This is a genomic window from Achromobacter spanius (assembly GCF_002812705.1).
In the GTDB taxonomy this organism is placed as follows: Bacteria; Pseudomonadota; Gammaproteobacteria; order Burkholderiales; family Burkholderiaceae_B; genus Achromobacter; species Achromobacter spanius.
This window is the reverse complement of sequence record NZ_CP025030.1, coordinates 3,267,655-3,293,745: the sequence shown is the minus strand read 5'-3', so window position 1 is coordinate 3,293,745 and position 26,091 is coordinate 3,267,655. Positions and strand designations below refer to the sequence as shown.

General features: G+C 63.5%; 15 protein-coding genes and 1 pseudogene. 10 read left to right on the top strand and 6 right to left on the bottom strand.

The genetic code is table 11. The features are described 5' to 3' along the window. From CVS48_RS14940 to CVS48_RS14915, 6 genes are all read left to right on the top strand, one after another. On the top strand, positions 1 to 1,422 hold the full coding sequence (locus tag CVS48_RS14940) for an HlyD family type I secretion periplasmic adaptor subunit (RefSeq protein ID WP_100855119.1): 1,422 nt from the start codon (positions 1 to 3) through the stop codon (positions 1,420 to 1,422). 19 nt (positions 1,423 to 1,441) lie between these two features. After that, entirely contained in the window at positions 1,442 to 2,098 is a 657-nt protein-coding gene (locus CVS48_RS14935; protein ID WP_100855118.1) for a response regulator transcription factor, read from the top strand. Between the two features lie 84 nt (positions 2,099 to 2,182). Continuing rightward, the gene (locus tag CVS48_RS14930) at positions 2,183 to 11,119 is read left to right on the top strand and encodes a retention module-containing protein (RefSeq protein ID WP_100855117.1); all 8,937 of its coding nucleotides are present in this window, start codon (positions 2,183 to 2,185) and stop codon (positions 11,117 to 11,119) included. Between the two features lie 58 nt (positions 11,120 to 11,177). Next, positions 11,178 to 11,687: a hypothetical protein gene (locus CVS48_RS14925; RefSeq protein ID WP_100855116.1), complete on the top strand. Its 510-nt coding sequence runs from the start codon at positions 11,178 to 11,180 to the stop codon at positions 11,685 to 11,687. Between the two features lie 61 nt (positions 11,688 to 11,748). After that, a complete protein-coding gene (locus CVS48_RS14920) occupies positions 11,749 to 12,432 on the top strand; it encodes a transglutaminase-like cysteine peptidase (RefSeq protein WP_419191457.1) in 684 nt (227 codons plus the stop codon). Positions 12,433 to 12,449: 17 nt separating this feature from the next. Beyond that, positions 12,450 to 14,396, top strand: coding sequence for a bifunctional diguanylate cyclase/phosphodiesterase (locus CVS48_RS14915; protein WP_100855114.1), 1,947 nt, complete (start codon positions 12,450 to 12,452; stop codon positions 14,394 to 14,396). A 95-nt stretch (positions 14,397 to 14,491) separates the two neighbouring features. Here CVS48_RS14915 and CVS48_RS14910 read toward each other — a convergent pair whose 3' ends face one another. From CVS48_RS14910 to CVS48_RS14900, 3 genes and pseudogenes are all read right to left on the bottom strand, one after another. Continuing rightward, a complete protein-coding gene (locus tag CVS48_RS14910) occupies positions 14,492 to 15,319 on the bottom strand; it encodes a M48 family metallopeptidase (protein WP_100855113.1) in 828 nt (275 codons plus the stop codon). A gap of 38 nt (positions 15,320 to 15,357) precedes the next feature. Further along, on the bottom strand, positions 15,358 to 16,425 hold the full coding sequence (aroC, locus tag CVS48_RS14905) for a chorismate synthase (protein ID WP_100855112.1): 1,068 nt from the start codon (positions 16,423 to 16,425) through the stop codon (positions 15,358 to 15,360). A gap of 36 nt (positions 16,426 to 16,461) precedes the next feature. After that, a pseudogene (locus CVS48_RS14900) lies at positions 16,462 to 17,728 on the bottom strand (putative bifunctional diguanylate cyclase/phosphodiesterase). Between CVS48_RS14900 and CVS48_RS29620 the strand changes: the two are divergent. From CVS48_RS29620 to CVS48_RS14890, 3 genes are all read left to right on the top strand, one after another. Then, positions 17,618 to 17,905, top strand: a complete 288-nt coding sequence (locus CVS48_RS29620; RefSeq protein WP_242001459.1) for a hypothetical protein — start codon at positions 17,618 to 17,620, stop codon at positions 17,903 to 17,905. The pseudogene CVS48_RS14900 and the gene CVS48_RS29620 overlap by 111 nt on opposite strands. Before the next feature lie 464 nt (positions 17,906 to 18,369). Next, positions 18,370 to 20,340, top strand: a complete 1,971-nt coding sequence (locus tag CVS48_RS14895) for a bifunctional diguanylate cyclase/phosphodiesterase (protein WP_100855111.1) — start codon at positions 18,370 to 18,372, stop codon at positions 20,338 to 20,340. A gap of 80 nt (positions 20,341 to 20,420) precedes the next feature. Beyond that, positions 20,421 to 21,959 (top strand): sensor histidine kinase, encoded by a 1,539-nt coding sequence (locus CVS48_RS14890; RefSeq protein ID WP_318269860.1) that lies wholly within the window; start codon positions 20,421 to 20,423, stop codon positions 21,957 to 21,959. Here the strand turns inward: CVS48_RS14890 and CVS48_RS14885 are convergent. The 3 genes from CVS48_RS14885 to CVS48_RS14875 all read right to left on the bottom strand — a co-directional run bounded on the left by CVS48_RS14885 (position 21,941) and on the right by CVS48_RS14875 (position 24,739). Further along, entirely contained in the window at positions 21,941 to 22,660 is a 720-nt protein-coding gene (locus tag CVS48_RS14885; RefSeq protein WP_100855109.1) for a response regulator transcription factor, read from the bottom strand. The two genes, CVS48_RS14890 and CVS48_RS14885, sit on opposite strands and share 19 nt — an antisense overlap. 214 nt (positions 22,661 to 22,874) lie before the next feature. Further along, positions 22,875 to 24,371: a protein adenylyltransferase SelO gene (locus CVS48_RS14880; protein ID WP_100855108.1), complete on the bottom strand. Its 1,497-nt coding sequence runs from the start codon at positions 24,369 to 24,371 to the stop codon at positions 22,875 to 22,877. Then, on the bottom strand, positions 24,368 to 24,739 hold the full coding sequence (locus tag CVS48_RS14875; RefSeq protein WP_100855107.1) for a DUF2069 domain-containing protein: 372 nt from the start codon (positions 24,737 to 24,739) through the stop codon (positions 24,368 to 24,370). Before CVS48_RS14875 ends, CVS48_RS14880 begins: the two co-directional genes overlap by 4 nt. A gap of 17 nt (positions 24,740 to 24,756) precedes the next feature. Here CVS48_RS14875 and CVS48_RS14870 point away from each other — a divergent pair, with 17 nt between their 5' ends. After that, a complete protein-coding gene (locus CVS48_RS14870) occupies positions 24,757 to 26,070 on the top strand; it encodes a YihY family inner membrane protein (RefSeq protein WP_100855106.1) in 1,314 nt (437 codons plus the stop codon). The last annotated feature ends 21 nt before the right edge of the window (positions 26,071 to 26,091 follow it).

The following is a 26,091-nucleotide window of genomic DNA, read 5'->3' as shown; positions in this document are numbered from 1 at the left end:
ATGCAGAATAATCCTGGACAGATCAAGCACGGCCTGTTGGGCGGCTTGTGGCACAAATTGCGCAACATCTTCGTATTCTTCTTCGATCGGCTGCTGGATGGCGCCGACAAAGGCAATAGGGAAAAGCGTTCCGACTATGTCGGCAACGCCGAATGGGTCATCCACGAATCGCAGGCCCGCAGTTCGCGCGTGCTGCTGTGCGTGGCGCTGCTGGCGACATTCCTGCTGATCGTCTGGGCGGCCACCGGCAGCATCGACGAAGTGGTGCGGGGCGAAGGCAAGGTCGTGCCGTCGCGCCAGGTGCAGATCATCCAAAGCCTGGACGGCGGCATCGTCGAGGAAATCCTGGTCCGTCCGGGCCAGGAGGTGCAAGCCGGCCAAACGCTGCTGAAGATCGATTCCACACGCTTTGCGTCCTCGCTCGGCGAGAACAACGCCGAATATCTGTCGTTGCTGGCCCGATCCGCCCGCCTGAATGCGCTGGCCACCGGCGAACCGTTCGTTGCCCCGGAAGAGGTGCTCAAGCAAGCCCCCGGCCTGGTCGAAATGGAACGCAACGCCTACCTGGCGCGCAATACCGAACTGAACGCCACCATCAACGTGGCGCGCGAACAGCTCAAGCAGCGCGAAGAAGACTTGCGCGAGACCATCGCCAAGCGCGACCAGGCCTCGGCCAGTTGCAGCCTGACGTCGCGCGAACTGCAGGTAACGCGGCCGCTGCTCAAGAGCGGCGCCGTATCTGAAGTGGACCTGCTGCGCTTGCAGCGCGATGTGGCGCGCTATTGCGGCGAACAGAAAGGCGCCGAAGCGCAGATCGACCGCTTCCAGGCGTCCATCAAGGAAGCGCAAAGCAAGCTTGAAGAATCCGAGCTCAATATCCGCAACCAGGCGCGCAGCGAGCTGTCGGAAACCAACACCAAGCTGGCCACCCTGCGCCAGGGCAAGCTGGCATTGGCCGACCGAGTGAAGCTGGCGGAAGTCCGCGCGCCCCTGGCCGGCACCATCAAGACGCTGTTCAACAACACGGTTGGCGGTGTGGTGCAGCCGGGCAAGGACATCATCGAAATCGTGCCCAAGGACGACACGCTGCTGCTGGAAGTCCGTATCCAGCCGCGCGACATCGGCTTCCTGCACGCTGACCAGAAGGCGGAAGTGAAGTTCACCGCCTACGACTTCGCCATCTATGGCGGCCTGGAAGGCAAGGTCGAACAGATCGGCGCCGACACGGTCACCGACGAGAAAGGCAATTCCTATTACGTGGTGCGCGTCCGTACGGACCGCAGCACCGTGGGCGACAAGCTATTGCCCATCATCCCCGGGATGGTGGCAGAGGTTCATATCCTGACAGGTAAACGCACCGTGTTGCAGTACCTGCTCAAGCCGATTTTGCGTGCCAAGGCGAACGCCTTCACCGAACGTTAAAGGAGAGCTGGAAGGCTTTATGAAACCTGTTCCCGTCTTGTTGATTACGCACGACGACCTGCTCTGGCAGCACTGGCGCACGCTGGATTCCACGCGCTGGCTGGCTGCCCGCGGGCGCGGCCTGGCCGACCTGCAGCGCTGGCGCGAGCAAGGCCGCACACTGGCCGTGCTGGATACCGGCGTGCCGCGCTTGCCGTCCTGGCAGGACCCCATCTGGGCACCTGCCGTGGCCGGCCTGCACCTGGTGGTGGCCAGCCCCAGCCCCAACGACGAACAAGGCACCCAGGTGCTGGGCGCTGGCGCCCACGGCTATTGCCACAGCTATGCACCCGCCGCCGCCCTGTCGCAAGCACTGGAAGTGGTTTTGTCCGGCGGGATCTGGATGGGCCGTTCGTTGGTGGCGCGCCTGCTGAAGCTGGTGACCGAACGCGCTCAGGACTCGCATTCCTGGGATGACGGCGTGTTGACCGAACGCGAGACCACGGTGGCGCGATATGCCGCCAGCGGCCAGGCCAATGCCCAGATCGCCGAGGCGCTGGGCATCACCGAACGTACGGTCAAGGCGCATCTGTCCGCTGTTTTCGAGAAGCTCAAGGTGTCTGACCGCCTTCAACTCGCCCTGCTGGTCCACGGCATTTCGGCGCCGGCCGACACGCGCAGCAAAATACCTTCCTGAACCTGTCCTTGAGGACAATATCGCGCCGGCGCGGCGCTCTTTAGTATCTGGCCATCTTGGATAACTCCCTGAAACGGAACCCACATGGCCAACTCTTCTCCCGCAATCGTCAATGAAATCTCCGGTCGCGCGTGGATACGCAATAGCGACGGCTCTCTGACCGAACTGCATCAAGGCAGCAAAGTCCCCGCCGGCAGCGACATCGTCACGGCTTCGGGCGCCACGGTTTCCCTTCAGGTTGAAAACGGCATGCCGATCGTCATCGGAGAAAGCCGTGAAGTTGCCGTGAATGGCGACATGGCAGGCCCGTTGGCCGATGCCAGCGAAGCCGCGGTAGCGCCGCCCACCGGCACCGATTCCGACCGTCTGCTGGCCGCTCTGCAAGCCGGCCGCGACCCGTTTGACGAACTCGACCCCACCGCCGCCATCGTGGCGGGCGGTGGCGATGCCGGCGGCAGCAGTTTTGTACGCCTGGCCCGGATTCTTGAATCGACCTCGCCGCTGGATCTGGCCTACCCGAACCCGGCCCGAGGCGACGATACCGTGTCCCGCGCGGCGGGCGCGGGCGCGACTGGTGATGATGGCGATGCGGCCGTGACGCCGCCCACGGTTGCCAACAACAACGCGCCGAATGCGTTGAATGACGCCAGCAGCGGCGATCAGAACTCCCAAGTCCGCGGCAACCTGCTCAACAACGACTCCGATCCCGACGGCGACCCGCTGGCCATCACGTCAATCAATGGCCGCCCGATGATTCCGGGCGGCATCAGCGTGCTGGGCTCCACGGGCGGCACCTTCGTCGTCCAGCCCGACGGCAGCTATGTGTTCACACCGGGCGGCCAGTACGACTACCTGGCCGTCGGCGAAACGGCCACCAGCACCATCTCGTACACCATCACGGACCCCAGCGGGGCGACCTCCACGGCGACCGTCGTCGTGACGGTAACCGGCACCAACGATGGTCCCGTGTCCTCCGCGCTGTCCAACCAGACCGGCATCGACGCCCAAACGGAAGTCCGCTACGACGTGTCGGATCGTTTCTCGGACGCCGACACCAGCGACAAGCTGACGTTCAGCGCCACCGGCCTGCCGCCGGGCCTGTCCATCGATCCGAACACCGGCATCATCACCGGCACGATCGATCATTCCGCTTCCCAGGGCGGCGCCAACGGCGTCTACACCGTAGTCGTGACCGCGACGGATCCGTCCGGCGCCTCGACCTCGCAAGAGTTCGCATGGAACGTCAGCAATCCCGCTCCGACCGCCACGGACGACAACGGCGCAACGGACGAAGACACCAGCCTGAACGTTGACGCCCAGAACGGCGTGCTGGCGAACGACACCGATCCGGACGGCGACACGCTGACCGTCTCGCAGGTCAACGGCCAAGCAACCAACGTGGGCGCGGCCGTAGCCGGCTCCCACGGCGGCACCTTCACCCTGAACGCTGACGGCTCCTACAGCTTCAACCCGGGTTCGGCCTTCCAGAACCTGCCCGCTGGCGAGAAGGCGACCAGCACGATCACCTACACCGTCTCCGACGGCGAAGGCGGCACCAGCACCGCGACCCTGAGCGTGACGGTGACCGGCACCAACGACACCCCCATCCTGACCCCGGGCGTGACGCTGGGCGACCAAGCCAGCGATGACGGCCAGGCCATCACCCCGGTCGATGTCTCCAAGCAATTCTCTGACGTCGACACTGGCGATGTGCTGACCTACTCGGCTACCGGTTTGCCGCCCGGACTGACCATTGATCCGACGACCGGCATCATCTCCGGCACGCTGGACAACTCGGCCTCGCAAGGTGGTGTCCAAGGCGTCTACGCCATCACCATCACCGCCACCGACAAGAGCGGCGCTTCGGTCTCGCAAGACTTCTCGTGGGACGTCAAGAACCCGGCGCCGACCGCCGTCAATGACAGCGGCGCGACCGACGAAGACTCCACCCTCAGCGTGGATGCCCAGAACGGCGTGCTGGCCAACGACACCGATCCGGATGGCGACACGCTGACCGTCTCGCAGGTCAACGGCCAGGCAACCAACGTGGGCGCGGCCGTGGCTGGCTCCAACGGCGGCACCTTCACCCTGAACGCCGACGGCTCCTACAGCTTTAACCCCGGTTCGGCCTTCCAGAGCCTGCCCGTCGGCGAGAAAACGACTAGCACGATCACCTACACCGTCTCGGACGGCGAAGGCGGCACCAGCACCGCCACCCTCACGGTTGAAATCACCGGCACGAACGACGCGCCCACCGCGGTTGCCCTGGACAACCAGAGCAACATGGACGGCGATACCGTCGACTACAACCTGGCCGGCTTCTTCAATGACGTGGACAGCGGCGATGTGTTGACGTATTCGGTCGACTACGTACCCGGCGGATTGACCTTCGACACGGCCACCGGCACGTTCAGCGGGCAGTTTGCCCACTGGGCATCCGATCACACCAACACCGGCGTGAAGGGCGAGTACCTCATTACCGTGACGGCCACCGACAAATCTGGCGCCTCGGTGACGCAGACTTTCGTGTGGAACGTCGGCAATCCCGCGCCGGTCGCCACCGACGACACGGGCTCCACCGGACAGGACAACACGCTGGTGGTGGACCATCGCACCGAAGGCGTGCTGGGTAACGACACCGATCCGGACGGCGACGCCTTGCATGTCTCGCACGTCAATGGCGATACCGCTGGCGTGGGCACCGCCGTGGCGGGTTCCGACGGCGGCACCTTTACGCTGAACGCTGACGGCACTTACACGTTCAACCCTGGCACTGCCTTCCAGAACCTGGGGCTGAACCAGACGACCACCACCTCGATTACCTATACGGTTTCCGATTTCCAGGGTGCCACGTCGACCGCGACCCTGACCGTGACGGTGACCGGCACCAACGACACGCCCATCCTGACTCCGGGCGTGACGCTGGGCGATCAAACCGGCAACGACGGCCAGGCCATCACCCCGGTCGATGTCTCCGGCCAGTTCTCCGATGTGGACACCGGCGATACGCTGACCTACTCGGCCACCGGCCTGCCCCCAGGCCTGAGCATCAATCCGACCACCGGCCTCATCACCGGCACGCTGGACAACTCGGCCTCGCAAGGTGGTGTTCAAGGCGTCTACGCCATCACCATCACCGCCACCGACAAGAGCGGCGCTTCGGTCTCGCAAGACTTCTCGTGGGACGTCAAGAACCCGGCGCCGACCGCTGTCGATGACGACGGTTCGACCAACCAGGGCGCGGGCTTGAACGTCAATGCCCAAGACGGCGTGCTGGCCAACGACACCGATCCGGACGGCGACACGCTGACCGTCTCGCAAGTCAACGGCCAAGCGGCCAACGTGGGCTCGGCTATCGCGGGCTCCAACGGCGGCACGTTCACCCTTAACGCTGATGGCTCCTACACCTTCAACCCCGGTAACGCCTTCAACAACCTGGCCGCTGGCGAGAAAGCGATCAGCACGATCACCTACACCGTCTCCGACGGCGAAGGCGGCACGTCGACAGCGACGCTGACCGTAACGGTGACCGGCACCAACGACACCCCCATCCTGACCCCGGGCGTGACCTTGGACGACCAAGCCAGCGATGACGGCCAGGCCATCACCCCGGTCGATGTCTCCAAGCAGTTCTCTGACGTCGATACCGGCGATGTGCTGACCTACTCGGCCACCGGCCTGCCCCCAGGCCTGAGCATCAATCCGACCACCGGCCTCATCACCGGCACGCTGGACAACTCGGCCTCGCAAGGTGGTGTTCAAGGCGTCTACGCCATCACCATCACCGCCACCGACAAGAGCGGCGCTTCGGTCTCGCAAGACTTCTCGTGGGACGTCAAGAACCCGGCGCCGACCGCTGTCGATGACACCGACGCAACGAACCAAGGCGCGGGCTTGAACGTCAATGCCCAAGACGGCGTGCTGGCCAACGACACCGATCCGGATGGCGACACGCTGACCGTCTCGCAAGTCAACGGCCAAGCGGCCAACGTGGGCGCGGCCGTAGCCGGCCAAGGTGGTGGCACGTTCACCCTTAACGCTGATGGTTCCTACACCTTCAACCCCGGTAACGCCTTCAACAACCTGGCCGCTGGCGAGAAAGCGATCAGCACGATCACCTACACCGTCTCCGACGGCGAAGGCGGCACGTCGACAGCGACGCTGACCGTGACGGTGACCGGCACCAACGACACGCCCATCCTGACTCCGGGCGTGACGCTGGGCGATCAAACCGGCAACGACGGCCAGGCCATCACCCCGGTCGATGTCTCCAAGCAGTTCTCTGACGTCGATACCGGCGATGTGCTGACCTACTCGGCCACCGGCCTGCCCCCAGGCCTGAGCATCAATCCGACCACCGGCCTCATCACCGGCACGCTGGACAACTCGGCCTCGCAAGGTGGTGTTCAAGGCGTCTACGCCATCACCATCACCGCCACCGACAAGAGCGGCGCTTCGGTCTCGCAAGACTTCTCGTGGGACGTCAAGAACCCGGCGCCGACCGCTGTCGATGACGACGGTTCGACCAACCAGGGCGCGGGCTTGAACGTCAACGCCGAAGACGGCGTGCTGGCTAACGACACCGATCCGGATGGCGACACGCTGACCGTCTCGCAAGTCAACGGCCAAGCGGCCAACGTGGGCGCGGCCGTGGCCGGCCAAGGTGGCGGCACGTTCACCCTTAACGCTGATGGCTCCTACACCTTCAACCCCGGTAACGCCTTCAACAACCTGGCCGCTGGCGAGAAAGCGATCAGCACGATCACCTACACCGTCTCCGACGGCGAAGGCGGCACGTCGACAGCGACGCTGACCGTAACGGTGACCGGCACCAACGACACCCCCATCCTGACCCCGGGCGTGACCTTGGACGACCAAGCCAGCGATGACGGCCAGGCCATCACCCCGGTCGATGTCTCCAAGCAGTTCTCTGACGTCGATACCGGCGATGTGCTGACCTACTCGGCCACCGGCCTGCCCCCAGGCCTGAGCATCAATCCGACCACCGGCCTCATCACCGGCACGCTGGACAACTCGGCCTCGCAAGGTGGTGTTCAAGGCGTCTACGCCATCACCATCACCGCCACCGACAAGAGCGGCGCTTCGGTCTCGCAAGACTTCTCGTGGGACGTCAAGAACCCGGCGCCGACCGCTGTCGATGACGACGGTTCGACCAACCAGGGCGTGGGCTTGAACGTCAACGCCGAAGACGGCGTGCTGGCCAACGACACCGATCCGGATGGCGACACGCTGACCGTCTCGCAAGTCAACGGCCAAGCGGCCAACGTGGGCGCGGCCGTAGCCGGCCAAGGTGGTGGCACGTTCACCCTTAACGCTGATGGTTCCTACACCTTCAACCCCGGTAACGCCTTCAACAACCTGGCCGCTGGCGAGAAAGCGATCAGCACGATCACCTACACCGTCTCCGACGGCGAAGGCGGCACGTCGACAGCGACGCTGACCGTAACGGTGACCGGCACCAACGACACGCCCATCCTGACCCCGGGCGTGACCCTGGACGACCAGGCCAGCAACGACGGCCAGGCCATCACCCCGGTCGATGTCTCCGGCCAGTTCTCCGATGTGGACACCGGCGATACGCTGACCTACTCGGCCACCGGCCTGCCGCCGGGCCTGAGCATCAATCCGACCACCGGCCTCATCACCGGCACGCTGGACAACTCGGCCTCGCAAGGTGGTGTTCAAGGCGTTTACGCCATCACCATCACCGCCACCGACAAGAGCGGCGCTTCGGTCTCGCAAGACTTCTCGTGGGACGTCAAGAACCCGGCGCCGACCGCTGTCGATGACGACGGTTCGACCAACCAGGGCGTGGGCTTGAACGTCAATGCCCAAGACGGCGTGCTGGCCAACGACACCGATCCGGACGGCGACACGCTGACCGTCTCGGCGGTCAATGGTCAAGCGACCAACGTGGGCTCGGCTATCGCGGGCTCCAACGGCGGCACGTTCACCTTGAACGCCGACGGTTCCTACAGCTTCAACCCCGGCACCGCGTTCCAGCACCTGGCGAACGGTGTCAGTGCCACCACGTCGATTGCCTACACCGTCTCCGACGGCGAAGGCGGCACGTCAACCGCGACGTTGACCGTAACGGTTACGGGCACCAACTCAGGTCCGACCTCCACTGCGATCGCCAACCAGAGCGGCGAGGATTCGCAGACGGTCGTGAGCCTGGATGTATCGAGCCACTTCGCGGACGCGGACGCAGGCACGGGCGACAAACTCGCCTTCAGCGCCACCGGCTTGCCGGCTGGCCTGACGATTGATCCGAACACCGGCATCATCAGCGGCAAGATCGATCATTCCGCGTCGCAGTTTGGCGGCACCGGCGTGCACACGATCACGGTCACGGCAACGGATTTGGCTGGCGCGTCGACGACGCAGACCTTCAAGTGGAATATCACCAATCCGCTGCCCCAGGCTGATCACGACCAGGCCAATACTGACGAAGATACGTCCATCCAGGTCACCGACGTCACGAAGGGCGTACTGGCCAATGACGTGGATCCGGATGGCGACCCGCTGCACGTCTCCGCGGTGGGCGGAAATGCCAACGGCGTAGGCCAGACGGTCGCGGGCCTGAATGGCGGCACCTTCATCATCTACGCTGACGGTACTTACTCGTTCAACCCGGGCAATGACTTCCAGAATCTGGCTGAAGGCCAGCCTGGCCAAACCTCGGTCTGGTACACGGTTTCGGACGGCGAAGGCGGCACCAGCCAAGCCTTGCTGACCGTCACGGTAATGGGCAAGAACGACGCGGCCACCATCAGCGGCTCAAGCTCGGGCCAGGTCTACGAGGATTCGCCGGCGTTCGCCAGCGGCAAGCTCACGGTCTCCGATCCGGATGCCAATCAGAGCTATGTGCAGGCCCAGGCAAGCGTGCCGGGCAAGTACGGCACGTTCACGGTCGACGCCAACGGCAACTGGAGCTACCAGTTGAACAACGCGCTGGCCGAGGTGCAAAACCTGAAGGCCGGCGAAACGTTGACCGAGAACTTCACCGTCACGTCTCAAGATGGCACCGCATCCAGCCCTGTCGACGTGACCATCGTGGGCACCAACGATGCGCCGGTCTCTGGCGATGCGTCCGCGCATCTGGCTATCGGCACCTCGTACGTGCTCAAGACGTCCGACTTCCCGTTCAATGACGGCGTGGAGAACGACAGCTTCCAGAGCGTGGTCGTTACCCGCGTGCCTGGCGCCGGTGAAGGCACCCTGATGTTCAACAATCAGCCGGTGACCACGGGCCAGGTCATTACCGTGGCCGACATCCAAGCAGGCAAACTGGTGTTCACGCCCTCGAGCGCAGGCGGGGACGCCACGTTCGACTTCTCGGTGCGGGATTCGGGCGGCACCGCCCACGGCGGCCAGAATACGTCGGCCGACCATACGTTCACACTGAGCACCGACAAACTCGTCCTGGGCAATAACGCCAGCAATACGGATTTGAACGGCGGCGGTGGCAACGACATCCTGGTGGGCGACCGAGGCGGCTCCGTCACGGCCGTGGAACCGGGCAAGAACTACAACATCTCGCTGATCGTCGACGTGTCCGGCAGCATGACGGATAAGATCGGCAACACCAAAGTAACGCGGATCGACCTGCTCAAGAGCTCCCTGGTATCACTGGCCAATCAACTGGCCGATCACGATGGCGTGGTGAACGTTCGCCTGATTCCGTTTGCCGACACTGCGCAGAAAGGGGTGACGCTGAACAACCTGACGCCGCAGAACGTCCACCTGTTGCTCAATGCCATTGATGGTTTGAAGGCCGACGGCAACACCAATTATCAAGATGCCTTCAACAAGGCCGTGGCCTGGTTCAACTCCCAGGTTTCGGACGGAAAGGATGCGGCTCACGACTACCAGAACCTGACGTTCTTCCTGACGGACGGCAATCCCACCGTCTACGGGTCTAGCGGGAACCAAAGCAACGGGGCGATGCAGCAAGCCGTCGATGCAGCCAAGCCGCTGGTGGACGGATCCGGCGTGCTGGTTGGCGATAACAAGGTCGTGATGTACGGCATTGGCATCGGTGCGGGTGTGAACAGCGACTATCTGCGTTTCTTCGACAACACCAACGCCACGGGCACTGGTTCGCAAAAAATTCAGGAAGGCAGCGGTTGCAACAGCAACGAATACACCGTCACCGGCACGGTCGGCCAACCCCAGATCGTCAACAGCGCCAACGAACTTGACGCCGCGCTGCAAGGAGGCCATTCGTCGACCGAGCTGGCTCCGGTCTCCAGCGACACGATCAATGGCGGCGAAGGCAACGACATCATCTTCGGCGACACCATCAACACCGACCACCTGTCGTGGGCCGGCCATGCCCAGGGCACCCATGACGGCCAGGGTTGGCAGGCGTTGGTGGACTTCATGACGGCGCAAAAGAACGGCGTTGCCCCGACTACCGCGGAGATCTACAACTATCTGCAGCAGCACAGCGCCGAATTCGACAAGCCCAATGACACGCGCGGCGGAGACGACTTCCTGTACGGCGGCAAGGGCGACGACACCCTGTTCGGCCAGGGCGGCAATGACTACCTGAACGGTGGCGAGGGCAACGACACCCTCTACGGCGGTACGGGCAAAGACATCCTGGTCGGAGGCAAAGGCAACGACATCCTCGTGGGCGGCGCCGGCAGCGACACCTTCCGCTGGGAACTCAACGACCAAGGCACGGCCGCCACGCCCGCCGTGGACCGCATCAAGGACTTCTCGACGGCCACCCCCGCCAATAACGGCGACGTGCTCGACCTGAAGGACCTGCTGCAACACGAAGAGAACAACCCGCTGACTGACTATCTGCAGGTCAAGAAGGAAGGCAACAACACGGTGATCAACGTCAGCACCAATGGAGACCTCCAGCACAACGTCGACCAGAAGATCATTCTGGAGAACGTGGACCTCACCAACAACGGCTCGCTGACCAGCGCCCAAGTCATCAATGACCTGTTGAACAAGGGTAAACTCATCGTCGACCATCATTGACCCACCCACCACGCGATCCGGCCCGGCGGGTCGGATCGCGGGTTTATTCCCGTATCCCATGCCCAAGCATTTTTTTGAACGCGACCAGCTCCTGACCTGGTTCAAGGGAAACGCCGCCGCGGCCGATTACGTGGACATGGTGTGCCGTATCGCGCATCTGTGGGACGATCTGATCGACCGCGACAAGGATGTCCCTGACGAAGAAATCAATCAGGGCTTCTTCGAGGCGCTCGTGCGCCTGCCCCGGAATGCCTTTTACCGCTCGCATTTCGACCACCTGAATGCGGTGCTCATCAATGCCGTTTCGAATTGGCAGATTGCCACCAAGCTGGAGCGCGACGGCGGCAATTACGAGAAAAGCATCGCATTCGTCCTGCGCTCATCCTATGCCGACCTGATCACGCAATCCGCACTGATCGTCGGAGGCGAGAAATGGGCATGCCAGGTGGGCGAAGAAGTCCGCAAGGCCACGCACGGCGAAACCTACGACGGCTACATCAAGAACCTCACGCAAGAGGCGTCGGACCGCGCACAAATGAAGGCCGCCCGGCAGGCCAAGCATAATTAGGCAACCGCCTGATATCCCGAAAGAACTGCACCCACATGCGGCCAGATTACTTGCCCCTGGAATCATGCTCCGCCGCCGCCCGCTTCGGTTGAAACGGGTTATCGGCCTTGCCTTGCTTGGCCTCACATGCTGGTGGGGCGGCACGTTCGCAATCGAGCTCGATGCCGTCAAACTGCAGAACCTGGCGGCAAGTCGCTACGGCGCCAAAAGCGCCAGATCTGTTTCCAACTGGCTGCAACTGCTGCGCAACCCGCCGCCCGCGACAGAAAGAGACCGCCTGACGCTCGCCAACGATTTCTGGAACCAGGCGCTGCTGTCCGCCGAAGACATCACCCTCTGGAAGCAGGCCGATTACTGGGCCACGCCGCTGGAATCGCTGGGCCGAGGCGCCGGCGACTGTGAAGACTACGTCATCGGCAAGTACTTCACCCGGTTGGCGATGGGTGTGCCCGCCAACAAGCTGCGCTTCATCTACGTCCGCGCGCGCGTGGGCGGGCCGGCCAGCAGCAGCCAGGTCGCCCACATGGTGTTGGGCTACTACGACACGCCAAACGCCGTCCCGCTGGTGCTGGACAGCCTGATCTCAACCATCTTGCCGGCCACGCAACGTCGCGACCTGACGCCGGTATTCAGTTTCAACGCCGACGGTGTCTACGTTGACGGCAAGCCTGCCGCGCCGGTTGACCGACTCAGCCGCTGGCGTGATCTACTTCAACGCATGGAACGGGACGGCATACGCCCCTGATGGCCGGAAACAAGACTATGTCCATACTTCGACAGTTACTGCTTAGCGTGACCCTCGCGATCGGCGTCATCCTGCTGGGCACGTTGGCGCTCAGCATCAACTCGGCGCGCGAATACCTGTCTGGCCAGTTGCAGGTGCAAAGCACCGATGCGGCGGTGTCGCTGGCGCTGTCGTTGTCGCAGCCCGCCAATAACGATCCGGTGCTGCAGGAATTGCTGATATCGGCGCTGTACGACGGGGGGCATTTCTCGCTGGTTCGCCTGGCGGACCCCGAAGGCAAGGTGCTGATCGAGCGCAGGTCCACCGCCACGCCGAATGCGGTTCCCGCCTGGTTTCAGAAGCTGGCGCCGCTGGACACGCAACCGGCCAGCCACGCGGTCAGCGACGGCTGGCGCCAGTTGGGCGAAGTGACCTTGATCGCCAATGATTCGTACGCCTGGGAAGCCCTGTGGCGCAGCAGCGTGAAGATGATTGCGCTGGTGGTCGGCGCAGGTGTGTTGTGGGCCGTGTTTGCCTTTGTGTTGGTGGGATGGATCAAGAACCGTCTGCTGCGCGAGATCAGCGACCATGTCCGCAGCATCGGCCAAGACACCCCGCCCGAGCAGGTCGAGGCGCGCGTGCCCGAGTTGTCGGGCGTGGTACAGGCGTTGAACCAGACCCGCGAGCGCGTGTACGCCAGCGTGGAAGAACAGAACGCCAAGATCGAATCTTTGGAACTGGAGCTGAACCAGGACCCGGTGACCCGCTTGCCGAACCGCAAATACTTCGTGAACGAATTCCGGCGCGCGCTTGAAGCGCCGACCGTCGCGGGCGGGCACGTGCTGGTGTTCCGCCAACGCGACCTGGCTGACCTGAACCGCCACATGCCGCGCGAATTCATCGACCAATGGCTGCGCGCCGCGTGCGAACGGATTCAGGGTGCGCTGAAGGCGCTGCACGTGGCGTCGCCTTTGCTGGCCCGCCTGAACGGTTCGGACTTTGCGTTGTTGCTGCCCGGCTGCGCCGCGCCACAGGCCATGATGGTGGCCGAGCAGTTGCGGGCCGACCTGCATGCCACGCGCATTCCCGTTGGGGAAGGCCATCTTTGCCGCTGGGCCTTGGCCATGACGGACTACGGCCGGGGCAATCAGGCCGGCCCGGTGCTGGCGCGCCTGGACTTCGGCCTGATGCGCGCGGAAAGCGCCAACAACGATCAGGTCGTGATCGCGGGCGCAACGGACATGCAATCGCCGTCGGAGTCGGGAGAGCGGGCCTGGAAGGACGCCATTCTGTCCGCGCTGGAAGAAAAGCACTTCGAACTGGCCACGGAACGACTGCTGGCGGCCGACGGCACCGCCTTGCGCACCGAGGCCATGCTGATGCTGCGCACGTCCGCCGACCAGGTTGCCATTCCCGCTACGCTGTTCATCCCCCCCGCGGTGCGCCTGGACCTGGTGGCGGATTGCGACCTGGAATCGGTGCGCCTTGGCCTGGACTGGCTTGCCACCCATGACGGTGAACTGGCGGTGCGGGTCGCCTTGCCGTCCTTGCGAGGCCAGAAGTTCTTCCGCCAATTGGCCCTGATGCTGACGGAACACCGGCCCTTGGCCCATCGCCTGTTTCTGGAGATTGATGCGCACGGTCTCGTGGAATGCCACGAGCAGATCGCCACGCTGGCCCGCGTTGTCTCGGACTTTGGCGCGCATATTGGCGTGCGCCGCCTGGCGCAGCAATTCGGTGCGGTGGCCCAATTGCACACGCTGCCTTTGTCCTACGTAAAACTGGGTGGCGGCTTTGTGGGAGGGATGTCGCAAAGCCCGGGCAGCCAACAGTTGACGGCCTCGGTGCTGGAAACCGCTCGTGCCTTGAACATCGACGTATACGCCGAAGACGTGCCGGACGCTGAAACGCAGCGCATCCTGGCCGGCTTGGGCATTGAGGTCATGCGTGGCCCTGGCGTGAAGCGCGTGGCAAACTCGGCGTAGTCGCGCCGCGCATCAACGACGCATCAACGAATAAGCCGCCAGGGTTTGACACCGGGCGGCTTATTTTCTTGCGTGGCTGCTGCGCGATGACGCCGCTATTTCTTCGCCTGCTGATACAGCGGCAATACTTGCTGGGCGGCGGCTTGCAGATCGGTGATGCGAGACTCGGCCGACGGGTGCGTCGACAAGATTTCCGGCGGCGCACTGCCGCTACTGGCCGCCCCCATCTTTTGCCATAAGGTCACCGCGGCGCGGGGGTCGTAACCTGCCCGGGCCGCCAGTTCGACACCCATGCGATCCGCTTCCGTTTCATGCGTGCGGCTGTTGGGCAACGAGAACATCACGTCGGTCAGCTGGCCGCCCAGGTCGGAAGCAGCGCTGGAACCCGTGGCGATCGACAACACCGACAAGCCCAGGTTCGTGGCCATCTGCTGCGAAACGCGCTCACGCGCATGCTCGCGCAGCGCGTGGGCAATCTCGTGGCCGATCACTGCGGCAAGCTCATCGTCGGTCGGCTTGATCTTGGAGATCAGGCCGGTATAGACGGCAATCTTGCCCCCGGGCATGCACCAGGCGTTGACCTCATCGCTGGACAAGACGTGGACTTCCCATTTCCAGCCCGCCGCATCTGGGCGAAAAATGCCCGCCTGCGCAACAAGCCGCTGGGAAATGGTGCGCACGCGCGCCAATTGCTGCGCATCGCGATCCAGCAAGCCCTTGGCTTGCGCCTGTTTGAGGATGTCGGCGTATTGCTGGCTGGCTTCCTGCTCCAGCGCTTGGGACGGCACCAGGCTGGACATGTACTGCGTACGGTTGACGCCGATGGCGCCGGACTGCGTGGTGTTCATGCCCGTGCAGCCCGCCAGCACGGCCAGGGCAAGCCCGGCGCCAGCGCCGCGCAACAGATGACGTTTACGATTCATGACGGCCTCCTGGAAACAATGGCGAGAACGCCGGGGGATCAGAGGGGATCGCCGCACTGCCCACGATGGCGCAGCGCGTGGTCGATCAGCACCAGCGCCAGCATGGCTTCCGCGATGGGCGTTGCGCGAATGCCGACGCAAGGGTCGTGACGGCCCAGCGTTTGCACCATGACGGGTTCGTTCGCGCGGTTGACCGAGCGACGTTCCACGCGGATGCTGGACGTGGGCTTGATGGCCAGCGACACGGTGATCGGCTGGCCCGTTGAAATGCCGCCCAACACGCCACCGGCGTGATTGGTCAGAAAGCCATCAGGCGTGATTTCGTCACCATGCTCGGAGCCGCGCTGCGCAATGCAGTCAAAGCCCGCGCCGATGGACACGCCCTTGACGGCGTTCAACCCCATCATCACGTGCGCGATGTCGGCATCCAGGCGGTCGTAGATGGGCTCGCCCCAGCCTGCGGGCAGGTTCTCGGCCACGACTTCAATGCGGGCGCCAACCGAATCGCCATCGCGGCGCAACTGGTCCATATAGGCTTCCAGTTCCGGCACGACCTCGGCGTTAGGTGCGTAGAAAGGGTTGTTGGGCACTTCGTCCCAGGACAGGAACGGGATGGCGACCGGACCCAACTGGCTCATGTAGCCGCGCACCTTGACGCCGTATTGCTCGGCCAGCCACTTCTTGGCGATGGCGCCGGCCGCGACCGTAGGCGCCGTCAGGCGGGCCGATGAACGGCCGCCACCGCGCGGGTCGCGCACGCCAAACTTGCGCCAGTAGGCAAAATCGGCATGGCCGGGCCGAAACGTGTCGGCGATGTTCGAATAGTCTTTGCTGCGAGCATCAGTGTTGCGGATCAGCAGGCCGATCGGCGTGCCGGTGGTGACACCTTCATATACCCCGGAGAGGATTTCGACCTGATCGGCTTCCTGGCGCTGCGTGACATGGCGCGAGGTGCCAGGGCGGCGGCGATCCAGCTCCAACTGGATATCGGACGCGTCCAGACTCAGCCCCGGGGGGCAGCCGTCCACCACGCAACCGATAGCCGGCCCGTGGGATTCGCCGAAATTCGTGACGGTAAAAAGAGTACCAAGGGTATTGCCGGGCATAGGTAGTCAACAGGTCGGGTTTGCAAGCAACCCCGATTATGACACCGCCAGGGCCAAAGCCTGGATTTCAGCAGCCGGCGCTGGCCGCCCAAGTAGAAACCCCTGCATCACGCGGCAGCCCAGCGACTTCAGGATTTCGCGCTGGCCTTCGGTTTCAACGCCTTCGGCCACGACGGGCAGGCGCATCGCCTGGCATAGCCCGAACAGCGCCGAGACGACCTCGCGGCTGCCGGCGTCGGACTCCAGCGCGGAAATGAAGCTGCGATCAATCTTCACCCAATCGATGGGCAAATGGCGCAAATGATTCAGGCTGGAATAGCCGCAACCGAAATCGTCCAGCGCAATGCCGATGCCCTGGGCGCGCAGCGTGTTCAGCATCTTCACCTGTCTTTCGTAATGCAGGATGAAGATCGATTCCGTGATCTCCAGCACCAGTTTGCGCGGCGACAGTTGCGTGGTGGCCAAGACGTCGGACACCAATTGCACCAGCCCGTCTTCATTCATCTGCTTGACGGACAGGTTCACATGCACACGCCAGGCCGGCGGCCACAGCGCGGCCTGAGAACACGCGCGTTCCAGGATCCAGGCGCCCAGGGGCACGATCAGCCCGCTGCGCTCGGCCAGCTCAATGGTGACGGCCGGCGACACACTGCCCAGCGTCGGGTGATGCCAGCGCAACAGCGCTTCGCACCCCTGCACCACGCCCGAGCCGCTGTCGCAAACCGGCTGGTAAAAGAGCTCGAATTGCTCCATGGCCGGCGTAGTCAAGGCCAGCCGCAGGTCGTTCTCCAGACCCTGCTGGTCCCGATGCCGTGCCAACAGGCGGAAATCGAACAGATTCCACCCCGGCCCGCCGCGCTCCTTCAGAGGCACCAGCGCCACCTGCACGCAACGTTGCAGTTCTTCGACCGTGCGCCCATGTTCCGGGTACAAGGCCGCGCCCACCCTGAACACGGCGATCAGGGGACGCCCCCCCCAATTCATAAGGTTCGCTCAAGTCTTCCAGCAGTTTGTTGGACACCTGGGCTGCGCCCACCTCGTCCACTTCCGGCACGCAGATGGTAAAGGTGTCGGTGCCACTACGAGCGACCATACCGCCCAGCGTGCGCGTGATCAGGCTCAGGCGGTTGGCGACAAGCACCAAAAGGGTCTGGTCTTCGCCCGCGCGCAGCATGGCGCTGATCTCGGCATATTGCTCGAAACCGACAAGAAAAAACGCGCCTCGGCGCGCCGGCCCGTCTTTTTGCGTCAGCCAAGCCCGGGCGCGCCGATGCAATTCCTGCTGGCTCAGGACGCCGGTCAACTCGTCGCGCGTCAGGCGGCGACGCAGCACGCGATCGCGGCGCACGAAAAACCAACTTATCGCTGCCAGTGCGCCCGTGAGCGTCAGGCACAGTGCGAGCAGGTAACTCTCACGCACGGAGCCCCCTATCTAGATACCCTTGGCGTTGCGGTCCAGGAAAGAACCCAAGGGCTGTAACATTTTTTAAATTATGCATTATTTTCGCAAAAAAACGCCACACTTCGGAGGCAACGCGCCTCTTTTCCTTGAAATCTGAAGGCTCTTTACTCGCTTGAGGGTGGTCATGTCGGTCCTTGGTAGCAGAATGCCGGCCGGTCCCTTGACCCATGCCCTGCCCTTACTACGACAGCGAAGCCCCAAAAATTAATACGCCCTGTCTCAATAGTTCTCAAGCTGGTATCAGCACAATCGAAATAATTGCATAGCTCGTCTGACGTTGCGCCGAATTTCGTAATATTCTGTACGTTATGTGACATGCCGAATTACAGTGTAAGCGGTGCCGCTGGAGTATTAGTAACGTGTGTCACGTTTCTTATCCAGGCTTCTTTACGTCGAGCACCCTCGTTGCCCGACGCCCTTTAACCGGCGGCCATGCAGTCTTCGACACGCGCGCTTGCTGCCCGCAAAGGGAACTCAACCACATGTCGACATTACGCCGATTACTTTTTTGCACTGCTCTCCTGGTCGGCTTCATCCTGCTTGGCGCCCAGGCGCTGGGGATGCTGGCCGCCCATCGCTATCTGAACGCCCAACTTGCCCAGCAGAGCGAGGGCGGGGCCAGCGCACTGGCGTGGGCCTTGGCGCACGCCTCATCCAGCCACGAAGAACGGGCAGCGTTGGCTGATGAATTGTTCGAGCAGGGGCTGTATACGCAGGTGCGCATCACCAACGAAGGCGATGCCTCCATCATTGAGCGGAACAACGCGCAAGCCACCGCCGCCCGCAACGGCGATTGGCGCAATGCCTGGCTGATGGTCCAGGCCCCGCCGATATCGCGTCCCTATGTGTCGCTGGATGGCGGCGCGCGCGGCACGGTAACGGTGCAAGCGGATACCCGATTAGCGCGCGACACGCTGTGGCAAGGTGGGGTCCGGGTCCTGGGGCTGGTGTTGGCGGCGGGCGTCTTCTGGGCGCTGTTCGCCATCAACCTGGTGCGATGGATTGAGGCGAGGACGTCGCGCGACATCTGCGAACGTGTACGCGCCTTGGCGCCCGGCCACAATGCCCCGCCAAGCGGATCGTGTGAACTGGCGGGCGTGGACCAGGCTCTGGTTGACGCGCAGCGCCGGGTGGCCGCCACCGTCGAAGAACAGAATGCCAAGATTGAATCGCTGCAAAGCGAAATCTATCGGGACCCGATCACCCGCCTGTCCAACCGCAAGCATTTCATTGACCAATTCCGAGCGGCGCTGGCCGATAAAACCTGGGAAGCGGGCGGCCACGTCCTGATGTTCCGACAGCGCGATCTGGCCCAGATCAACCGCCATCTGTCGCGCGCGTTCACGGATCAGTGGCTGCGATCGTCATCCGACCGCCTGCGCAAGCTGATTACCGAATTTGGCGGACCCACGGCGCAACTTGCCCGGATCAGCGGCTCGGACTTCGCGCTCTTGATGCCCCGCACCTCGGCACCTCAGGCCAGCGTGCTGGCCGAACGGGTACGACGCGAACTGCGTTCGCTGCGGGTGCCCATGGACAAATACGGATGGTGTCGCTGGGCGCTGGCGATGGCCGCTTACGCCCCCGGTGACAACATGAGCGATACGCTGGCGCGGCTGGACCACGCCCTGATGTGCGCTGAAAGCGCCGAAGACGATCAGATCACCCCCGCCAGCCAGGCGGCCGACAGCACGCGCATCGGCGAATACAGTTGGCACGACGCCTTGGTCACCGCCCTGGAACAGCATCGATTTTCGCTATCGGTACTGCCGCTGCATGCCGTGCAGGGCGAGCTGCTTCACCATGAAGCCAGCCTGACGTTGCACGACACGACCGGTGGCGATCCCGTTCCGGCTTCAATTTTCATGCCGCCCGCGGTTCGCCTGGGCCTGTCGGCCGAATGCGACATACAGGCTATCCGCTTGGGACTGGACTGGCTGTTCACCCATTCGGCGGCGCTGACGGTGCCGGTTTCCCTGGCGTCGCTGGCGCAAAGCTCGTTCCTGTCGCGGCTTGAACGCATGCTGGCCGACCGCCCGGCATTGACCGTGCGCCTGATCATCGAGGTAGACGCCGACGGGCTGATCGAGCAAGCCGCCGATCTGCGCCAGCTTTGCAACATCGTCACGGCGGCTGGCGGCCGCGTCGGCCTGTCTCGGCTGTCGCAGCAGTTCGGCGCAATGGAACGGCTGCACGAATTCCCCGTGTCGTATTTAAAGCTGTGTGGCAGCTTCATTACCGGCTTGCTCTACAGCCCCGGCAGCCAGCACCTGGCCGCCACCGTCATGACCACCGCGGCAACCCTGGGCATGGCCGTCTATGCCGAAGACGTGCCCGACCTGGCCACCCAGGACATCCTGGAAGATCTGGGTGTCCGCGCGATACGCGGGGCTGTCGTAAACTTCGCCCTTACGCGCGAACTCGCGCCGGATCATCAATGGGTTCCTAGTTGACGGAAGGACTGTTTCTTCGCACCCGCTGTTTTTTCCACCAATGCGGTGCACGACGCGCCACCGCCGGATCGCAGGCCCTCTTGTTGCGACTCGGCATGCTGGCGTGCGCGTTCTTCTGGCCTGGCGCGGTGCTGGCGCGTGGCATCACGTCCCCTTACGAAGACATCCTGCTTGGCTTGACCGCGGGCGTGGCGATGACGTGCGGCCTGGCATGCCTGATGGCCTGGGTCTGCACCCGGTCGTCGCTTTTCGGCGCGGGCCTGGCCTTCATGTTGCTGGAAGGCGTATTTCGTTCATTACCCATGCTGCTGCCGCCCGGTGCGTTGCAGGCCGGCTCTTTTGCCGCGCTATTGGCGCTGACCGCTCCTCTGCTGACGGGGGCGCCTCAGCCGGGGGCGCCTCAGCCGGGAGGGCCTCAGACGGGGGGGCCTCAGACGGGAACGCCACAAGCCGCCAGGGTTGCCAGCGCCTGCCGCGGCCTCAGCATGGCGCTGGCGTGCGTGGCCGCGTTGGCGCTGATCTTCGTCTACGAAACCGAAAGCGGCCTGATTCCAGCCTTGGTCGCCGGAACGTGCGCCTGCCTGAGCGTGGCGCTGACGGCCTGGTTCGCGGTGCAAGCCGTTCGGCGCAAAGCCGGCCGCCCCCTGGCAATGGCCTTGGCCTGCATCTACGCGGCATCAGCATGGATGCTGGGCCATGACGCCTGGCTGTCCAGCGGCGCCGACACCACCGGCACGCCGATTGAGCTTGCCAGGCTGTTGCTGGTGGCCGGTGCGCTGCTGGGCGTGGCGCTCAGGTGGCAAAGCCACGAGCCCTTCGCCGTGCGCCGCGACGTTCACGACCACGCCGATGCGGAACACGTGGCGCAGGGCGAATTGCGTGTGGCGGAACTGGCTGGTGCGCTGGACACGCAACGCCAAATGAACGCCCTGATTTCACATGAACTGCGGGCGCCGCTATCCACCATCAGTGCGGCGGCGCAATCCCTGGACATGATTCTGTCCGACAGCGGTGAAGCCGTCGACACGCGCCTGGCCCGCATCCACCGCTCTGTGGCGCGCATGACGGAATTGATGGATCAGTTGCTGAATCAAGACCGTCTGGGCGATCAGGCCTGGACGCCGCGCGGCGAACATACCGACCTGGCCGAACTGGCGCGCGACGTGGCGGCGGCAATGCAACCCGACACCGCTCACGCGCTGATGGTTCAAGCGGACGCCCCCTTGCCCGTGTTTTGCGACCGCCCGCTGACCAGCGTCGTGGTGCGCAACCTGATTCACAACGCGATCAAATATTCGCCGGCCAATGAACCCGTCAGGGTAGAAACCGGCCAGGTTCGCGTCGGTGACGCGCAAATGGCATGGCTGGCCGTGGTGGACCGTGGCCCGGGTATTGAAGAGCAGGAGCAGGCGCGTGTGTTCGAACCGCATTTCCGGCGTTCCGCGCATCGGGAAACGCAGGGCATGGGTATTGGGCTATATCTGGCTCGGCGCATTTGTCAGAACCAGGGGGGCTCGCTGACCCTGCAGAGCAAGGTCGGCGTGGGCACCCGCTTTGTCATCACCCTGCCCGTCAACGAGCCCGGCCAATCTGGCGCGAATCAGGCTGCGAACACGTAACCTTGGCCGCGCACCGACAAGACCGGCAGCTTGAGGCCGGCGGTTTGCGCCTTGGCGCGCAGGCGGCTCACCAGCACATCGATGCGGCGCAGTTCGAATCCACCTGGACTCTCGGGCAAGAACAATTCCGCCAATACCTGGCGGCTGACGGCATTGCCTGCCGCATCCATCAGGGCCATCAGGAACGTCCGTTCCTGTGCGCTCAAGTGCAGCGATGCGCCGTCTGGCGCCACCAGGATCCAGCCCCCGTCCTGTAATGACCAGGTGCTGTCCGCCGATGCTCGCGATTCGGCGTCGGCCGGACGCGGCGCCTTGGCCAGCCGCATGCGGCGAGCCAGGCTGCGAATCACGGAGCTGAGTTCAAGCAAGTCCACAGGCTTGGTCATATAGACGTCCGCGCCGCCTTCCAGGCCGCGCACCCGGTCTTCCAGGGCGCTACGACCTGTCAGCATGACAATGCCTACCGGGCTCAATGCCCGCAGCCGCGTGGCGACGGAAAAGCCGTCTTCACCTGGAAGATGCGCATCCAGTATGACGATGTCGCACGGCTGCTCCTGCAGCCGACGATAAAACGCGGCCGCATTGTCACAAGCAAACGCTACCCGAAAACCATAGCCGCCCAGGCCTAACGCCAGTTCCTCTCGGAAGTCGGCGTCATCCTCAAGCAGACCGATACATAGCAAACCATCTGCGCCAGGCATATTCAGAGTGCTTTATATTGAAAATTGTCGACAAATGCCCCATGGATGCGGTATGCGATCCTGGGTGTCCAACAGGCGACAATCTTACGAGATTTACAATGGAAACGAATGATTGCAGTGAAAAAAAGCGTGATATTTCGCTCTCTATCACCGCTTTTTCGCGTAAATCACAAGAATTCGGTATGCGTTTTCGCGCGATTTGCGCTAAGTCTTATCAAGACGAGCAGCTGACTTCCAAACTTCCGGCCCAATCCGGGGGCAGACCGGCATAGCGTTCATACCCCGGTTTCGCCTCGTACGGACTGCGCAGCAGCGTCATCAAGGTATCGATTTCGCTTGCGTCGCCCGTCTTTGCCGCCCGGATTGCCTCTTCGGCCAGGTGATTGCGCAATACATACAAGGGGTTGACGCGGTTCATGCCGTCAGCGATTTCCTGCGCGGGCCGCCCGTCCTGCGCCTGGCGCGCCAGCAGCCTGTCTAGCCAGGCCGCAGCCGCCGGACGATCGATGAACAGATCTTCGAACCCGTTGCGCTGTCCCAGCACCGCGTCCGCCAGCCGGCGCCATGACAGGGTGAAATCCGCCTGGTTGGCGTCCATCAGCTTGAGCAGGTCGTCCAGCAAGGCCTCATCGGCCGGCCGCCATGCCGCCAGCCCCAGCTTGGCGCCCATGCGGTCGTGGAAGGCGCGCGTGAAGACCGCCTCGAACTCGTCCAGCACGGCGCGCAGGCGGTCAACGTCTTGCACCAGCACATGCAGGCTGCCGCCCAGGCGGTACAGGTTCCACAGCGCCACCGACGGCTGGCGGTTCCAGGAATAGCGCCCTTCCGAATCGGAATGGTTGCACACGTGTCCCAGGCGGAATCCGTCCATGAAGCCGTACGGGCCGTAATCCAGCGTGAGCCCCAGAATGGACATGTTGTCGGTGTTCATGACACCATGGCAAAAGCCCACCGCCTGCCAGTCGGCCATCAACCGCGCCGTGCGGTGCGTGACCTCGCGCAGCAAGTTGATGTAGGGCGTCACGCCATCCGGCGAGTCATGCGATTGGCCCGCCGGCGCCTCGCGACATTGCGGGTAAAAGCGGTCAATGACGTAGTCGGCCAGCGTCTTCAACAATTCCGGCTGTCGGCGCGATGACCAATGTTCAAACGAACCGAATCGAACGAAGCTGGGCGACATTCGCGTCACGATGGCGGCGGTTTCCACGGTTTCTCGCATGACCGGGTCATCTGAAACCACCAGCGCCAGTGCGCGCGTCGTGGGAATCCCCAGACCGTGCATGGCCTCACTGGCCAGGTATTCACGCACGGATGAGCGCAACACGGCGCGGCCGTCTCCCATACGTGAGTACGGCGTCATCCCGGCACCCTTCAGTTGCAGTTCCCAGCCCCCGTCCGGCCCCTGGACCTCGCCCAACAGGTGGGCGCGCCCGTCTCCGAGCTGGCCCGCCCACACGCCGAACTGATGTCCGCTGTAGACCGCGGCCAGCGTGTCGCCGCCCGGCAGCGGTTCCGAACCGGAAAAAACCTGCAAAAACTCGGGGCTAGTCAGGACGGACGGGTCCAGGCCAAGCAGCGCGGCCGCGTCGGCGTTGGCGTGCAACAGCCGCGGGTTATTCAGGCCTTGCGGCGTCAGGCGGGTATAGAAGGCAGCGGGCAACGCGGCAAATGTATTGACCGCGCGCAGTTCGGATAGGGAGTGTGCATTCATGCGCGTTGGCTCCTGGCGGCGCGCTTGGCGGGCCGCACATAGAAAATGGCGCTAAGAAAAAAAGTAGCCGAAAGAACGATTTCGCCCCAGGCCATCAGCACGGAAAGCGGCATGGGGTCGGACATGGCTCGTACCACCCCTTCCATCAGATACAGCAGCGACAACATGGACGCCCACTGATAGGTGTAGAGGTTCCCACGCAGGATGCCGCGCAACGGAAACGCCAGCGGCAGCGCCTTCAACAACATCCAGGATCCGCCCGGCCGCAACGGCGCCACCACGGTTTCCCAGGTCACGCACAGGACGATCAGGGCGAACAGCGAAACCGACGCCAGCAGGCGCAAACGGGGATTGAGTTCAAGGTTCATGCTGCTATTATCGCCTGATGAATCGCCCCGCCGAGTCCGTCGCCGCCACGCCGGCGGCTACCAAACCCGCGACCCCGCGCTCTTCATGGCTTGTCAGGGCAGGACGTGTTTTTCGGTTCACCCTGCAACGCGCCAACGAAGAAAAACTTCTGCAAGTCGCGTCCAGCCTCACCTTCACTACGGTGCTGGCTATCGTGCCCATGCTGGCAGTGGTGCTTTCCCTGTTCACCGCCTTTCCGGTGTTTCAGGAGTTCCGTGTCGCCCTCGAAGACTTCCTCGCCAACAGCCTGATGCCGCCGTCCGTCTCGGACAACATCATGGACTACCTGAACCAGTTCGCGCGCCAGGCGTCCCGCCTGACGGCCATTGGCGGCGCGTTCCTGCTGGTGACTTCCCTGCTGTTGATCATGACGATCGACCAGGCCTTCAATGACATCTGGCATGTGACGCGCCAGCGGCCGCTACGGCAGCGCGCGCTGGTGTATTGGGCCATCATCACGCTGGGGCCGGTCCTGGCCGGCGCCAGCTTGTGGGCCACCTCTTTCGTGGCGCGCGAATCCCTGGGACTGGTGCGCGACGTCCCGGAAATCATCAGCATCGCCGTTTCCTTCATGCCGCTGATCCTGACGGGTTTGGGCTTCGCGGCCCTGTTCGTCTTCGTCCCCAACCGGGACGTGCTGTGGCGGGATGCGCTGATTGGCGGGGCCGTGACGGCCATCGTCCTGGAAATCATGAAGTCGGGCTTTGCGTACTACCTGACCCGGTTTCCCACCTACACCGTCATTTACGGCGCATTCGCCACACTGCCGATATTTCTGTTGTGGATCTACCTGTCGTGGCTGGCCGTGCTGCTGGGCGCCATCCTGGCTTCCAGCGCGCCGCTGATCCGACTGGGCCGCCGCAAGATCAACCGCTACCCCGGCGCGCAATTCGTGGATGCCCTGGACGCCTTGCGCGCCCTGCGCCGCGCGCAGTCCGCTAATCCGCCGGGCCTGCCCGCCAACGTGCTTGCTTCGCAACTGCGTCTGCACCAAGACGAACTGAACGACGTGCTGGAAAAGCTGAGCGCGATGGGTCTGGCCACCCGCAGCCCGGAAGACCTCTGGGTGCTGACCTGCGATGCTCGCGAAACATCGATGGCGCCGGTCGTGGACAATTTTCTGCTGGACCGCGGCCAGGCCCGGGTACGAAACGATCCGGAGATCCTGCGAGTCGCCTCGTCCGTGATTTCCCAGGAAAATGCGCCAACGCTGGAAGAACTGTGCGGAGAAGCGCAGAATACCGAAAATGGAGTCGCTCCCCTATTGCAGTTGGAAGCGAACAAGAAATAGCAAAGTATCAGGGCGCAGTCC